The 13,772-nt window shown below is 70.8% G+C and carries 12 protein-coding genes; 5 read left to right on the forward strand and 7 right to left on the reverse strand.

Annotation, left to right across the window (positions count from 1 at the left end):
- Positions 1 to 127: 127 nt before the first annotated feature.
- Both BLS25_RS04910 and rraA read left to right on the forward strand, forming a co-directional pair.
- Positions 128 to 2,326, forward strand: coding sequence for an ATP-dependent Clp protease ATP-binding subunit (locus BLS25_RS04910; RefSeq protein ID WP_074694632.1), 2,199 nt, complete (start codon positions 128 to 130; stop codon positions 2,324 to 2,326).
- A 72-nt stretch (positions 2,327 to 2,398) separates the two neighbouring features.
- Positions 2,399 to 2,866 carry a ribonuclease E activity regulator RraA gene (rraA, locus tag BLS25_RS04915; RefSeq protein ID WP_074694633.1) on the forward strand — a complete coding sequence of 156 codons (468 nt, stop codon included), beginning with the start codon at positions 2,399 to 2,401 and terminating at the stop codon, positions 2,864 to 2,866.
- Positions 2,867 to 3,056: 190 nt separating this feature from the next.
- Here rraA and BLS25_RS04920 read toward each other — a convergent pair whose 3' ends face one another.
- Complete coding sequence (locus BLS25_RS04920; RefSeq protein ID WP_074694634.1) at positions 3,057 to 3,641, reverse strand: nitroreductase family protein; 585 nt, start codon at positions 3,639 to 3,641, stop codon at positions 3,057 to 3,059.
- 159 nt (positions 3,642 to 3,800) lie between these two features.
- A complete protein-coding gene (locus tag BLS25_RS04925) occupies positions 3,801 to 5,162 on the reverse strand; it encodes a glucose-6-phosphate dehydrogenase (protein ID WP_074694635.1) in 1,362 nt (453 codons plus the stop codon).
- A gap of 113 nt (positions 5,163 to 5,275) precedes the next feature.
- Here BLS25_RS04925 and BLS25_RS04930 point away from each other — a divergent pair, with 113 nt between their 5' ends.
- From BLS25_RS04930 to BLS25_RS04940, 3 genes are read left to right on the forward strand one after another with little or no spacing between them, the layout of a single operon-like run.
- The gene (locus tag BLS25_RS04930) at positions 5,276 to 7,057 is read left to right on the forward strand and encodes a glycoside hydrolase family 15 protein (RefSeq protein ID WP_256335537.1); all 1,782 of its coding nucleotides are present in this window, start codon (positions 5,276 to 5,278) and stop codon (positions 7,055 to 7,057) included.
- A 39-nt stretch (positions 7,058 to 7,096) separates the two neighbouring features.
- Complete coding sequence (locus BLS25_RS04935; RefSeq protein WP_074694637.1) at positions 7,097 to 7,882, forward strand: hypothetical protein; 786 nt, start codon at positions 7,097 to 7,099, stop codon at positions 7,880 to 7,882.
- A gap of 14 nt (positions 7,883 to 7,896) precedes the next feature.
- On the forward strand, positions 7,897 to 8,277 hold the full coding sequence (locus BLS25_RS04940) for a VOC family protein (protein ID WP_074694638.1): 381 nt from the start codon (positions 7,897 to 7,899) through the stop codon (positions 8,275 to 8,277).
- 6 nt (positions 8,278 to 8,283) lie between these two features.
- On the opposite strand, the gene BLS25_RS04945 is transcribed toward BLS25_RS04940, so the two are convergent.
- The 5 genes from BLS25_RS04945 to BLS25_RS04965 form a co-directional block, all read right to left on the reverse strand.
- Positions 8,284 to 9,441 (reverse strand): hypothetical protein, encoded by a 1,158-nt coding sequence (locus tag BLS25_RS04945; protein WP_074694639.1) that lies wholly within the window; start codon positions 9,439 to 9,441, stop codon positions 8,284 to 8,286.
- Between the two features lie 97 nt (positions 9,442 to 9,538).
- Positions 9,539 to 10,684 carry an ABC transporter permease gene (locus BLS25_RS04950; protein ID WP_371129309.1) on the reverse strand — a complete coding sequence of 382 codons (1,146 nt, stop codon included), beginning with the start codon at positions 10,682 to 10,684 and terminating at the stop codon, positions 9,539 to 9,541.
- Entirely contained in the window at positions 10,681 to 11,565 is an 885-nt protein-coding gene (locus BLS25_RS04955) for an ABC transporter ATP-binding protein (protein WP_074694814.1), read from the reverse strand. The genes BLS25_RS04950 and BLS25_RS04955 overlap by 4 nt, the downstream gene beginning before the upstream one ends.
- Before the next feature lie 230 nt (positions 11,566 to 11,795).
- The gene (locus BLS25_RS04960) at positions 11,796 to 12,473 is read right to left on the reverse strand and encodes a response regulator (RefSeq protein WP_074694640.1); all 678 of its coding nucleotides are present in this window, start codon (positions 12,471 to 12,473) and stop codon (positions 11,796 to 11,798) included.
- Positions 12,466 to 13,725 carry a sensor histidine kinase gene (locus BLS25_RS04965; RefSeq protein ID WP_074694641.1) on the reverse strand — a complete coding sequence of 420 codons (1,260 nt, stop codon included), beginning with the start codon at positions 13,723 to 13,725 and terminating at the stop codon, positions 12,466 to 12,468. The genes BLS25_RS04960 and BLS25_RS04965 overlap by 8 nt, the downstream gene beginning before the upstream one ends.
- Between the last annotated feature and the right edge of the window lie 47 nt (positions 13,726 to 13,772).

Raw genomic sequence — 13,772 nt, forward strand, 5'->3', positions numbered from 1 at the left:
GCGCGGAGCCGCGCCCCGCCCGGCCGCGGGGAGTCCGAGGTCCCGGCATCCATTGCTCTCCGCGCGACCCGATGCTAAACTTGAGTCAACGCAACTCAAGTTTGCGAAAAGACTTTCAGGAGACCATATGAACGCCACACAACAGCCGGGGCAGGAGGACGCGCGCAGCGCCCTCGAGCAGTTCGGCATCAACCTCACCGACCGGGCCCGTCAGGGCAAGCTCGACCCCGTCATCGGGCGCGACGGCGAGATCCGCCGCGTCAGCCAGGTGCTCACCCGGCGCACCAAGAACAACCCCGTGCTCATCGGCGAACCCGGCGTCGGCAAGACCGCCGTCGTCGAGGGCCTCGCCCAGCGCATCGTCGCGGGCGACGTCGCCGAGAGCCTCAAGGACAAAGAGCTCGTCTCGCTCGACATCTCGGCCCTGGTGGCCGGTGCGATGTACCGCGGGCAGTTCGAGGAGCGCCTCAAGAGCGTCCTCAAAGAGATCACCGAGTCCGACGGACGCATCATCACGTTCATCGACGAGCTGCACGTGCTCATGGGCGCGGGTGGCGGCGAGGGTTCGGTCGCGGCCTCGAACATGCTCAAGCCCATGCTCGCGCGCGGCGAGCTGCGCCTGATCGGTGCGACCACGCTCGACGAGTACCGCGAGTTCATCGAGAAGGACGCCGCTCTCGAGCGCCGCTTCCAGCAGGTGTACGTCGGCGAGCCCACGGTGGAGGACACCGTGGCGATCCTCCGCGGCCTCAAGGAGCGCTACGAAGCGCACCACAAGGTCGCGATCGCCGACGCGGCGCTGGTAGCCGCGGCATCCCTGTCCAACCGCTACATCCCCGCGCGTCAGCTGCCCGACAAGGCGATCGACCTGATCGACGAAGCCGCCTCGCGCCTGCGCATGGAGATCGACTCGGCTCCGCTCGAGATCGACGAGCTGCGTCGCCACGTCGACCGCCTCAAGCTCGAAGAGCTCGCGCTGAAGAAAGAGAAGGACGACGCGTCGAAGGAGCGCCTCGCCACGCTCCGCGAGACCCTCGCCGCCGAGCAGGCCAAGCTCGACGACCTGCAGGCGCGGTGGGAGCGCGAGCGCGCCTCGCTCAACCGCGTCGGCGACCTGAAGACCCGGCTGGATGCCGCTCGCGTCGACGCCGAGCGCGCGCAGCGCGAGGGCAACCTCGAGCGGGCGTCGCGACTGCTGTACGCCGAGATCCCGGCGCTGGAGCGCGAGCTCATGGTCGCCGAACGCGAAGAGCCCGCGGGCGATCGCATGGTCAACGATCAGGTCACCGACGAAGACATCGCGGCCGTCATCGCGGCGTGGACGGGCATTCCGGTGGGACGCCTGCTGCAGGGCGAGACCGAGAAGCTGCTCAACCTCGAGCGCGAGCTCGGCCGGCGCCTGATCGGACAGCGGGATGCCGTGAAGGCGGTGTCCGACGCCGTTCGTCGCTCGCGCGCGGGCATCAGCGACCCGCACCGACCGGTCGGATCGTTCCTGTTCCTCGGCCCGACCGGTGTCGGCAAGACCGAGCTCGCGAAGTCGCTCGCCGACTTCCTGTTCGACGACGAGCACGCCATGGTGCGCATCGACATGTCGGAGTACGGCGAGAAGCACTCCGTCTCGCGCCTGGTCGGTGCCCCTCCGGGCTACATCGGCTACGAGCAGGGCGGCCAGCTGACCGAGGCCGTGCGCCGTCGGCCCTACTCGGTGGTGCTGCTCGACGAGGTCGAGAAGGCGCACCCCGAGGTGTTCGACGTGCTGCTGCAGGTCATGGACGATGGTCGACTGACCGACGGCCAGGGCCGCACCGTGGACTTCACCAACGTCATCCTGGTGCTCACCTCGAACCTCGGATCGCCCATCCTCATCGACCCGACCCTGTCGATGGACACCAAGCGCGAGCAGGTGCAGGCGCTCGTACGCCAGGCGTTCAAGCCCGAGTTCGTGAACCGTCTCGACGACATCGTGATCTTCCAGGCCCTGAGCCAGGACGACCTCGCGCAGATCGTCGAGCTCGCCGTCGACGCCCTGCACAAGCGTCTTCGCGAGCGCCGACTGAGCCTGGCGGTCACCCCCGATGCCCGGTCGTGGCTGTCCGAGCGCGGATACGACCCGGTGTACGGCGCCCGCCCGCTGCGGCGCCTCATCCAGACCGAGATCCAGAACCGCCTCGCGATGGCGATCCTGGCCGGCTCGGTGCGCGACGGAGACGTCGTGCGGGTCGACGTGGCCAGCGACGGTGACTCGCTCATGCTCGTGAGCACCGGTCCCGCAACGGAAGAACCCGGAGACGACGACGTGATCGAGGCCGAGATCGTCGAGTAGAACCCCGTCAGAAGAGGGGATGCCACCACGGCATCCCCTCTTCTGACGTACCGGCCCCGCTAGCCTGGCGCCATGACGATCGCAACGGCCGACCTGTACGACGAGCGCGGCGACGAACTCGACTCGCTCTCTCTCCCGATGATCGACCTCGGCGGGCACGTCGCCTTCGACGGGCCGATCCGCACGGTCCGCTGCCACCGCGACAATGCGCTGGTCAAGAGAGTGCTCGCGACCCCCGGCGACGGAGCCGTGCTCGTGGTCGACGGCGGTGGTTCGCTCGAGTCGGCGCTCGTGGGCGACCTGATCGCCGCGTCCGCGGTCGACAACGGGTGGGCGGGGGTCATCGTGAATGGGGCGATCCGCGACCGCGCGGCGATGGCCGAGCTACCCCTGGGCGTCAAGGCGCTCGGCTCGAACCCCCGCAAGAGCGCGAAGGACGGCGCGGGCGAGGTCGACGTGACGGTGACCATCGCGGGGGTCGTCTTCGCGCCGGGACGCCACGTGTGGGCGGACGCCGACGGGGTGCTCGTGGAGCGCTGAGCGCGCCTTCCGAGGGTCGGCCTGTCCTACGCGAGGGTGACGCCGTGTCGGCGCGAGCTGCTTCGGCGCGACCCGGGCACCTCCTCCGCCCGTCGGGCCGGGCGCCCATGAAGAACGCCGCCCCGAGCGAGACACGACGCGATGGCGCGTGCTCCCTCGAGACGGCGTTCTTCGAGCGGGATGCCGGGGCTCAGTCGTCGACGAGCAGCGACTCCTCGACCGTGCGGCGCTGGCGCGGAGCGAGCTCACGCTGACGCAGGCCCTCTTCGGCCGCGTCGACGTCGCCGAGCGCGCCGACGGCGATCACGGTGACCGGGGTGAAACGCGCGTCAATGTCGAAGGCGGCGCGCAGGTCGTCGGCCACGAAGCCGCCCATCTGGTGGGTCGAGAGGCCCTCGGCGTGCGCCTGCACGGTGAAGTGCGCGGCGGCCTGCCCGCTGTCGTAGAGCGCCCAGGTGCGCGCTTCGCCGTCTTCGGTCTCGGTTTCGGCGAGGACCACGAGCAGGGCGCCGGCGTCGGGTGCCCAGGCCTGGTTGAAGCCCATGAGAGCCGAGACGACCTTTTCGTGGGCGGCGGTGCCGCGGCGCGCGACGATGAAGCGCCACGGCTGGAAGTTCATGCCCGAGGGGGCCCAGCGGGCGGCCTCGAGGGCGGAGCGCAGAGCGGCTTCGTCGATCGGCGTCTCGGGGTCGAAGACGCGCGTGCTCCAGCGCTCGGCGAGCACGTCGAGGATGGGAGCGTCGGTGGGGGCGGTGCGGTCGAGCGTGAGAGACATGGGTTCTCCTGAGAACGGGGACTGATGCGGGACGCCGTTGACCCGCACCATTGAACGCCGTCGGCGGGCGACGTGTTCCCGTGTGAACTTATGCGTCTCTGATGGGGAGCGGACTCTCAGCCCGCGACGCCGGGTGATGGCGGCGTGCCGCGGGATCGGTCAGTCGTTCCAGGACGACGGTCCCGCGGTGCCCGCCGGGTACTCGTCGAGAGGCACCTCGTTCTTGCGCCACGCGTCGATGACGGGCTGCACGATGCGCCAGCACTGCTCGGCCGCGTCGCCGCGGACGGCCAGCATGGCGTCTCCGTCGAGGATGCCCGAGAGCACCTCGCCGTAGGCCTTGAGGGCGCCCTCGCCGAGGTGGGTCGACAGGTTCACCCGCTCCAGGTCGAGCGGATCGTCGGCGCCGTTGATGTTCAGGCCGAGGCTGATCGTGTCGGGGCCGAGCGAGAACACCATCTCGGAGGGCTCGCTCTCGCCGACGAAGCCGACGGGGAGGTGCCGCACGGGCTTGAACGCGACCGTGACGGCCGGGTCTCCCGCGCCGAGAGCCTTGCCCGATCGCAGCAGGATCGGAACCCCCTGCCAGCGGGCCGTGCGCACCTCGACGGTCATCTCGGCCAGGGTCTCGGTGCCCCGCGACGCGTCGACGCCCGGCTCGTCGACGTACGAGGGGAAGTGGCGGTCGCCCACATCGCCCGCGGTGTAGCGTGCGCGGCGGGAGTTCGTGACGGGGTCGTCGTCTTTGACGTGCGTCGCCCGCAGGACCGCGGAGGTCGCGTCGCGCAGGTCGAGTTGATCGAGGGATGCCGGGGGCTCCATCGTGACGAACGCCATGACCTGCAGCAGGTGGCTCTGGATCATGTCGACAAGGGCGCCGGCGGCGTCGTAGTACCCCGCCCGGCCCTCGAGGCCGAGGGCCTCGGGGAAGTCGATGCGGATCGACGCGATGTCGTCGGCCGACCAGACGCTCTCGATGATGCGGTTCGCGAAGCGCGTTCCGAGCAGGTTCAGCACGGTCGAGCGGCCGAGGAAGTGGTCGATGCGGAAGACCTGGTCTTCGGGCACGAGGGTCGCCAGCTGCGTGTTGAGCGTGTGCGCGCTCGCCTCGTCGGTGCCGAACGGCTTCTCGAGGGCCAGGACCGTGCCCTCGGGGATGGTCACGTCGCTCAGCGCGAGGCAGGCCTTCTCGGTGACGGCCGGGGGCACCGCGAAGTACAGCGCGGGGCGGCCCTCGGCGTCGTCGAGAAGCTTCTGCAGATCGTCGGCCTTCGTGATGTCGGCCTGCGAGTACGTCGTATCGGAAACCGCGGCGAATGCGGAGTCGGCATCCATCGTCTGGAAGGCCTTGCGCACGACCTCGCGCCAATGCTCGTCGGTCCAGTCCTCCACGCCCGCCCCGTGCAGGCGCACCGATCGCTTCGGTTCGCGCGAGAGCAGCTGGCCGAGGGCCGGGAGGAGCAGTCGAGAGGTGAGGTCGCCCGAAGCGCCCAGGATGATCAGGGTGGTGTCCGCCGCCATGGGGCCACCGTAGCGTCCGGTTGCGACATCGCCGTGCCGCTTGCAGCGGGCGCATGGATGCCACTAGCGCGATGTTCGGCCATGATGTCGGCGGCACCTGCCACAATCCGAGGGTGACGACTCCGATCGAGGACTACGCGGTCCTCAGCAACTGCCGATCCGCCGCCCTCGTCTCCTCCGCCGGGAGCGTCGACTGGTTGTGCCTGCCGCGGTACGACAGCGGATCGATGTTCGGTGCCCTGCTTGGCGACGAGTCCCACGGGGCGTGGTCGCTGCGGCCGGCCGATCCCGAGGCCACGGCGACCCGGCGCTACGACGGGGACACCTTCGTCCTCGTCACGCGATGGGAGACCGCGACGGGGGTCGCCGACGTCTACGACGCGATGCCGGTCGACGAGGGCGTCGAGGCGCTCATCCGCCGCGTGGTCGGGGTGTCGGGAGAGGTCGACTTCGTCAGCGAGGTGCGGCTCCGCTTCGATTACGCCCGCGCCGTGCCGTGGGTGCGCCAGGTGGGCCGCGGCGACGAGCACGCCATCCTGGCCGTCGCCGGACCCGACGCCGTCACCCTCCGGGGCCCCCGCCTCATCGCCGTCGACACCGCTCACCGCGGCCGATGGACGACGGTCGCGGGCGCGAGCGTCGACTCGGTGCTGGCGTGGGGGCCGTCGTGGCAGGATCCGCCGGCGCCGTTCAACGTCGAGGCGGCGCTCGAGCGGACCCGCGAATGGTGGGCCGCGTGGGCCGACCGGGTGCAGTCGGCCGGTACGCACGCGGCACTCGTCACCCGCTCGCTCATGGTTCTCCGCGCCCTGACCCACTCCGAGACGGGCGGCATCGTCGCGGCGGCGACCACCTCGCTCCCCGAGGCGTTCGGCGGCTCGCGCAACTGGGACTACCGCTACGTCTGGCTGCGCGACGCCGCCCTCACCCTGAGCGCGTACATCGATCACGGGTACCTCGACGCGGCTCACCGCTGGCGCAATTGGCTCCTGCGGGCGATCGCGGGCGATCCGGCGGACGTGCAGATCATGTACGGCATCGCGGGCGAGCGCGATCTGCCCGAGCGCGAGATCTCCGGTCTTCCCGGCTACGGGGGCGCGGCCCCCGTGCGCATCGGCAACGGCGCGGTCGATCAGTACCAGGCCGACGTCATCGGCGAGGTCATGGTGGCCCTCGAGGCGGCTCGTGACGCCGGCGTCGAAGAGACGACGTTCTCGTGGTCCCTGCAGCGTGCGCTCCTCGATCAACTGGCCGCCGAGGTCGATCGCCCCGATCTCGGCATCTGGGAGATGCGCGGCGACCCGCACTTCTTCACGCACTCGCGGGCGATGGTGTGGGCCGCGTTCGACCGCGGCATCCGGGCCGTCGAAGAGGGCGGGCTCGATGGCGACGTCGAGACCTGGCGCACCCTGCGCGACCGGGTCCGGGCCGAGATCGATGCGCGCGGCGTGCACGCCGGCGGGTGGTTCACCCAGCACTTCGACACCGACGAGGTCGACGCCTCGCTGCTCGTGCTGCCGCAGGTGGGCTTCTGCGCCTACGACGACCCGCGCATGCTCGCCACCGTGGCGCGCATGGAAGAGACGCTCATGCCCGACGGCTGGCTGCTGCGGTACCGGACGACGGGTGTCGACGGTCTCACCGGCGACGAGCACCCCTTCCTCGCCTGCTCGTTCTGGCTGGTCGGCCAGTACGCCCACAGCGGGCGCCGCGACGAGGCCCTCGCTCTCATGCAGCGGCTGACCGCCGTCGCCAACGATCTCGGCCTGCTGTCCGAGGAGTACGACCCGACGACCGGTCGACAGGCCGGGAACACCCCGCAGGCGCTCTCGCACCTCGCTCTGGTCGGTGCCGCCGACGCCCTCGACGCCACGGCGCCCACCCGCGGGGACTGAGTCGGGCCGGTCGCGCCGACCCGGGCCTAGAGTCAACGCATGGACGACGACGTCGAGCTGCACCGCCTGCGCGAGCGCGTGTACGGGGCCGAGGGGGCCACGGCGACGCCCGACATGATCGAGCGCCTCGCCGAGCTCGAGGAACGCGCGCGTCGCTCTGCCGTCCCCGTCACGGCCGCGGCACCCGCCCCCGTCGGAGCGCTCGATCCCACGCGGCCCTCGTCCCCCGTCGGCCCACGGGCCGACCCCTCGACGGCCTCTGACGCCTACGCCCTCTCCGAGCCCGGCACGTCGGAGCCGGACGGCGAGGTGGACCGCACCCGCGCCACGATCCCGGATGCCACGGCCTCGCCGCCGCGTCGCCTCCTCCGCATCATCGCGACCGTCGTCGGCGCCCTCGTCGTGCTCGGGATCGGCATCGCGATCGGGGCGAGCACGGCACCGACCGTGGCGGCGACCCCCGACCCCGCAGCGGCGGCCCTTCCCGAACTGACGTTCCCGCAGACGGTCGAGGACGTCATCTCGGCCGAGATCCTGCGCGACAGCGGGATCGACGCCGGGAGCACGCGCTACATCGCCACGGTCAGCGACTTCCGCATCTACCTCGCCCAACCCGACGACGGGGACGGGCGCTGCATCGTGACGTTCACGTCCACCGACAACCGTCCGTGGTCGGCCGGGTGCGCGAGCGGAGCGCAGGAGGGAGCCGCGATCTTCGGTGTCGACGAGAGTCTGACCGTCGCGATCGGCGACCCCGACGGTTCCGACGTCACCGGCATCCCGATCCGTCTGTCACCGAGCGTCACGGCCTACGTGGCGCAATAGCGAAGGAGGACATCATGTTCCGTGCCGATGGCGCGTTTTCGGGGTTCGCGGTCGACGACCTCGAGGCCGCTCACCGCTTCTACGCGGACACCCTCGGACTCCGGGTGGAGGTGCTCGAGGGGTCGGGGTTCCTCACGCTCCATCTGGGGTCCGGAGGGCGCGTCCTCGTCTACGGCAAGCCGCGCCACGAGCCCGCGTCGTTCACCGTGCTCAACTTCCCGGTGGCCGACGTCGAGGCGGCCGTCGACGATCTGCGCTCGCGCGGCGTCGACACGAAGATCTACGACGACGCCGACTTCCCCACCGATTCCCGCGGGATCATGCGCGAGGGCGGTCCGCTGATCGCGTGGTTCCGCGACCCGGCGGGCAACGTGCTCGCCGTCCTCGACGAGTGACCGGGTTCACCCGATCGGTGTGAGCCGGCTTCCGTCGGCCGAGAGGGTGAAGGACGCTCTGCGGTAGTCGTCGCTGAGTCCGAACGAGACGTCCGGAACCCCCACGCTCTCGGTGAACGTGGGGCTTTCGATATCGCTGTCGCTGGTGCGCCTGATGGACACCGGCGCGCCTTCGATCGGAAGGCCGCTCTGGTCCGAGGCCTCCTGAAGGGCGGGCCACACCCGGTCGAGCGCGAGGTCGCTCCACGAGAACTGCTCCTCGGCGACGCGGGGCTGGCTCAGCGCGGCTCCCTCGTGGGTGACACGCCCCGCGCGGAAGTTCCACTCGTCGGTCGCCTGTTCCCCGGCGCGGATCGGGGCGTCGACGATCACGGCATCCGGGGTCACGACGATCGAGACCACCTGATCGTGGCCGATCTCGGCCTGCAAGGCGCGCTTCGCCGTCTGCAGGGAGTCGGGGGTGCGCATGTCGGCGCTCCAGCGGCCGTCCTGCCACGCGGCGACCGTGAGGGCGATGCCGTCGCGATAGGGCAGCAGGACCACGGTCGCGGCCACGATCGTGGCCATCGCGAACAGGGCCAGGCGCCACGGCCGCCCGCGACGACCCACGCCGAGCAGGGGGCCGCTCCGGCGTCCGTTGCGGACGCGGGTTCCCGTTTCGATCTGCCGCAGCTCGACCGCGGATCGGGCCGGCACGACGAGTCGCTCCCGCTCGGTGGGGGAGAGCTCGCCGTCGGCGAAGACGACCTCGGGGCCGCCGTCGAGCAGGATCACGACATCACGCTCGAGGCCCGGCTGATACGCGGCGAGCTCGATCAGGGGGACGATCCGACGGAGGGTGGTGGCCCACGCCCCGCCGTCGAGGGCGATCACCGTGACGTCGATCTCGCACACCGGCTGGTCGTTGACGAGGGTGCCGGTCTGGCGGACCCCGTCGATGCGCGCGTGGCCGAGACGGCGAGCGTCGCGGGCCGCGGTGACCGCCGCCGGCGAGGGGAGCGCGGGAGACAGGGACTTCGCGACGCTGACGAGCACGGTCGAGATGATGAAGACCGCGAGAGCGATTCCGAAGATCCCGAAACCCGTTTCCTGATCCCCGAGGGCGGCTACCGCGAGACCGCCGAGGACGGCTCCGAGCGCGAGGAAAGCGAGCAGGCGCAGCATGTCATCGAGCCTAACGATGCCTCTTCACGACGACGAAAAGGGCGGGTGGATGCCGAAGCCGCACCATCCACCCGCCCGCCGACCGGACCCGAACCGGTCAGCCCCGCAGAGCCTCGCCGAGCTTGACGCGCGCCCCCATGCGCAGCAGCGAGTTGCGGTAGATGCGCGCGGCGACGCCGATCGCGAGCACGCACGAGGCCAGCAGCACGAGGAGCGAGAGCACGGGCTCCCACCACTGCGCGTCGCCGAGGTACATGCGCAGCGGCATCCCCACCGGAGCCGAGAACGGCACGTACGACATGATCGTCAGCACGACGGGGTTGTCGTTGAAGAAGATCACGAGAAAGTACGGCGCCATGATCAGCATGGTGATCGGGGTGGTCGTCGCCCCGATGTCCTCCTGGCGCGAGACCATCGCCGCGGCCGCGGCGAACAGCGCCGCGAGAAGGACGAAGCCGAACAGGAAGAAGATCGCGAACCACGCGATCGGGGCGCCGAGAGCGTCGAGCACCCCGGCCTGACCGGTGACGGCCAGTCCCACGACCGCGACGGCGGCGAGCAGAACGATCTGGGCCATCGCGAGGATCGTGTTGCCGAGCACCTTGCCCGCGAGCAGGGCCCGCACGGGGATCGCCGAGATGAGGATCTCGACCACGCGCGTCTGCTTCTCTTCCACCACGCTCTGCGCGATCGTCCCGCCGAAGGTCGTCGCCGCGATGAGGAAGACGATGCCGAAGGCCAGCGCGATGAAGTACCGCAGCACGTCGGCGGCGTTCGACCCGGGCTCGAGGCGGTCCACCGGCGGGGTGTCGCTCAGCATCTGCAGGAGCGTCGAGGGGACGCTGTCCTTCACCACGACGGTGAAGTCGAACGCCGACTCCGACGATCCCGAGACCAGGGCGGCATCCACCGTCCCGTCCGCCACGAGGGCGCGCGCGGCGTCGTCGCTGTCGGCGACCGTCACTTCGAGCCCGTCGAGACCCGACACAGCGCTCTGCGTCTGCGAGGTGACGGCGACCGGGATGCCGCTGGCGCTGGCGTTCGAGGCGGTGAAACCGCCCCAGAGCACCGACGCGAGGGCCGCGACGATGAGGATTGCGGTCGAGATGACGAAGGCCTTGCTGCGCAGCTTCGAGCCGATCTCGCGCTCGGCGACCAGCCAGATGCTGTGCAGTTCTCCCGGCGCGCGGTGGGGTGCCGCCGTGGTCGACGAGGGGGGAGGGGTGATGGTCGGAGTGCTCACTGGATGACCTCCTTGAAGATCTCGGCCAGGGTGGGGCGCTGAGGAGAGAAGCTGGCGACGTCGCCGCGGCCGACCGCGTCGCGCAGCACGCGCTGGGCGGTGAGGTCGTCGTCGGCGTCGAAGAGGGCGTATCCGCCGTCGAAGTCGATCACCTGCACCCCGGGCTCGTCGCGCAGCCACCCGGTGTCGCCGCGCGAGACCAGCTCGTAGCGGTGGGTCGCGTGCTCGGCGCGGAGACCTTCGCGGCTTCCCTTCGCGCGGATCGTGCCGTCGGCGATGATGACGAGGTCGTCGCAGAGGCGCTCGACGACGTCGAGCTGGTGCGACGAGAACAGCACGGCCGCGCCGTCGGCGGCCTTCTCCTGGAGCACGCCGGCCACCACGTCGACCGCGAGCGGGTCGAGACCCGAGAAGGGCTCGTCGAGGATCAGCACCTCGGGCTCGTGCACGAGCGAGGCGGCGATCTGCGCGCGCTGCTGGTTGCCGAGCGAGAGCGTCTCGATGAGATCGCCGAGGCGCTCGCCGAGGCCCAGGCGCTCGAGGAGCGTCGTCGCCTTGCGGGTCGCCTCCGCCTTGCCGAAGCCGTGCAACCGAGCGAGGTAGGCGATGTGCTCGGCCACCTTCATCTTCGGGTACAGCCCGCGCTCCTCGGGCATGTAGCCGAAGCGGCGCCGGTCGGCGGTGGTGACCGCCGCGCCGTTCAATTCGACGGTGCCCGCGTCCTTGCCGAGCACGCCCAGCGCGATGCGCATCGTCGTGGTCTTTCCCGCGCCGTTGCCGCCGACGAAGCCCGTGAGGCGCCCGGGGGCGACGTCGAAGCCCACGCCGTCGAGCACGCGGCGTCCGCCGTAGCTCTTGGTGATGCCGTCCAGATGGAGCACGATCCATCCCTTCTTCTCGATGTCTCCCACGCTAGGGATAGGGATGCCGCGCCACCTCCGCCGTGGGGCGGTTCGTGGCTCCACCGTGAGGGGGAGGGGGTGCCGCCCGCCACGGCGCCGCCGAGGTCACCCGCGTCCGTCGAGACGACCCGGCATGACACCGGACGGTCGGTGAGCTCGCGGATCGCAGGGCGTCTCGGTGCGGGAGCGGCGCTCGACAGCGCCGGCGGTCAGGCCAGGCCGTGCCGGTGCGCCAGCACCACGGCCTGCACGCGGTCGCGCGCGCCGAGCTTCTGCAGCACGTTCGACACGTGCGTCTTCACCGTCGCCTCGCCGATGAACAGGCGCGCCGCGATCTCGGCGTTGCTGAGCGCCTCGGCGACGAGGGAGAGCACCTCGCTCTCGCGCTCGGTCAGCGGCTCGCTCATCTTCAGCGGTTCGACGGTGGCGGAGGGAGGGGATGCCGGCACCTCGGCGTCACGCGTCGCGAAACGCGCGATGACCCGGCGGGTGACCTCGGGGGCGAGCAGAGCATCGCCGGATCCGACGATCCGGACGGCCGACACCAGCTCCTCCGGCCCCGCGTTCTTGAGCAGGAATCCGCTGGCCCCGGCGGCCAGCGCCGCGAAGAGGTAGTCGTCGCGGTCGAAGGTCGTGACGATGAGGACGGCCGCCTCCGACGCGGGGTCGGCGGTCAGCTGCCGGGTCGCTTCGAGGCCGTCCATGTCGGGCATCTGCACGTCCATGCAGATGACATCGGGTCGCAGACGGGCCGCGGCGGCGAGGGCCTCGACACCGGATGCCGCCTCACCCACCACGTCGATGTCGGGCTCGAGCGACAGGATCGTCCGGAACCCCGCCCGCATCATGGCATGGTCGTCGACCAGCAGAACGCGCAGCTCAGACATTCGCCACCTCCGCCGCAGCGAGGGGCACACGCGCCCGCACGAGGTATCCGCCGCGTGAGCGCGGCCCGATCTCGATCGTCCCGCCCGAGACGGCGGCGCGCTCGCGCATGCCGAGCTGACCGAGGCCCGGGGTTGCGGAACCGCTGCGCCCGGTGTTCGAGATCTCGAGCTCGACGGCATCCGATTCGAACCGAAGGCGCACGTCGGCGGTGGCGTCGGGACCCGCGTGGCGGCGGGCGTTCGTCAACGCCTCTTGGGCGATGCGGTAGAGGTTGACCTGCACGAGGGGTGGCGGGTCGCACGCGGGTTGGCCGACGAGGGTGAAGGTCGTCGGAAGCCCTGCGGCGGTGGCGTCATCGACCAGCGACGGGATCGACGTCAGGCCATGGGTGGTGGGGGCGGTGTCGGGGGCGCCGTCCGACCCCGGGGCGCGCAGCGTCTCGAGCAGCTGGCGCAGCTCGTGAAGAGAGGTGCGCGCCGAGCTCTCGACGCTCGAGAGCGTCTCTCGAGCGGCGTCGGGGTCGCGGGTCAGGAGCGAGCGGGCGACGCCCGCCTGAACGCCCATCAGTGACACGTGATGGGCGACCACGTCGTGCAGCTCGCGCGCGATGCGCACGCGGTCGAGGGCCACGGCCTGCGCCGCGGTCACTTCGCGCTCGGACTCGAGCTCCGCCGTGCGCTCCTCGAGGGCCGCGCGCTCGCGCATCTGCTGGTAGGAGCGGTCGCCGAAGTAGTAGGCGCCCCCGAAGAACAGAGCGTTCACCCCGATGGTGAGCAGTTGGTACGCGACGAAGGGCGAGAACGACCCCGCCCGAGAGAAGGCCCCCTCGACCTCTTCGCCGACGGGGAGCGTGGCCTGCTGGAACATGACGACGAACAACCACGCGAACATGCCCACGATGAGGGCGATGCGCACGATCGTCGCGCGCCGGCGGTTCGTCTCCCACGCGCCGACCGTGTACAGCGCGATGAACATGGCAATGTTGCCGGCATAGAGCTCGGGGATGCGGAAGGTCACGGCGAGGAAGTACGCGAAGGTCACGATGACCGCCGCCACCGACGGCCACCGTCGGCGGAACGCCAGCGGGATCGCGAGTACGGCGACGTAGCCGAGCGCCACGGCGAGAGAGCCCTGCTGGTCGCCGTAGATGCCCGATATCGACGACAGCACCGCACTCAGCACGCCCCCGAGGAACAGCACGACCGCGAGCACGATGTCGTTGCGCTGTTGCGCGCGCGTGAGTCGTGGCATCCCTCCACGCTAGAGCGGACCGCCGACACCTGCATCCCCCGCGAGGC

It is taken from the genome of Microbacterium testaceum StLB037 (genome assembly GCF_900104345.1).
Classification (GTDB): domain Bacteria; phylum Actinomycetota; class Actinomycetes; order Actinomycetales; family Microbacteriaceae; genus Microbacterium; species Microbacterium testaceum_A.

Bases quoted from the DNA above. Each gene is read 5' to 3' on its own strand.
- BLS25_RS04910 (WP_074694632.1), top strand. From the start codon at position 128: ATGAACGCCACACAACAGCCGGGGCAGGAGGACGCGCGCAGCGCCCTC.
- rraA (WP_074694633.1), top strand. From the start codon at position 2,399: ATGACGATCGCAACGGCCGACCTGTACGACGAGCGCGGCGACGAACTC.
- BLS25_RS04920 (WP_074694634.1), bottom strand. From the start codon at position 3,641: ATGTCTCTCACGCTCGACCGCACCGCCCCCACCGACGCTCCCATCCTC.
- BLS25_RS04925 (WP_074694635.1), bottom strand. From the start codon at position 5,162: ATGGCGGCGGACACCACCCTGATCATCCTGGGCGCTTCGGGCGACCTC.
- BLS25_RS04935 (WP_074694637.1), top strand. From the start codon at position 7,097: ATGGACGACGACGTCGAGCTGCACCGCCTGCGCGAGCGCGTGTACGGG.
- BLS25_RS04940 (WP_074694638.1), top strand. From the start codon at position 7,897: ATGTTCCGTGCCGATGGCGCGTTTTCGGGGTTCGCGGTCGACGACCTC.
- BLS25_RS04945 (WP_074694639.1), bottom strand. From the start codon at position 9,441: ATGCTGCGCCTGCTCGCTTTCCTCGCGCTCGGAGCCGTCCTCGGCGGT.
- BLS25_RS04960 (WP_074694640.1), bottom strand. From the start codon at position 12,473: ATGTCTGAGCTGCGCGTTCTGCTGGTCGACGACCATGCCATGATGCGG.
- BLS25_RS04965 (WP_074694641.1), bottom strand. From the start codon at position 13,725: ATGCCACGACTCACGCGCGCGCAACAGCGCAACGACATCGTGCTCGCG.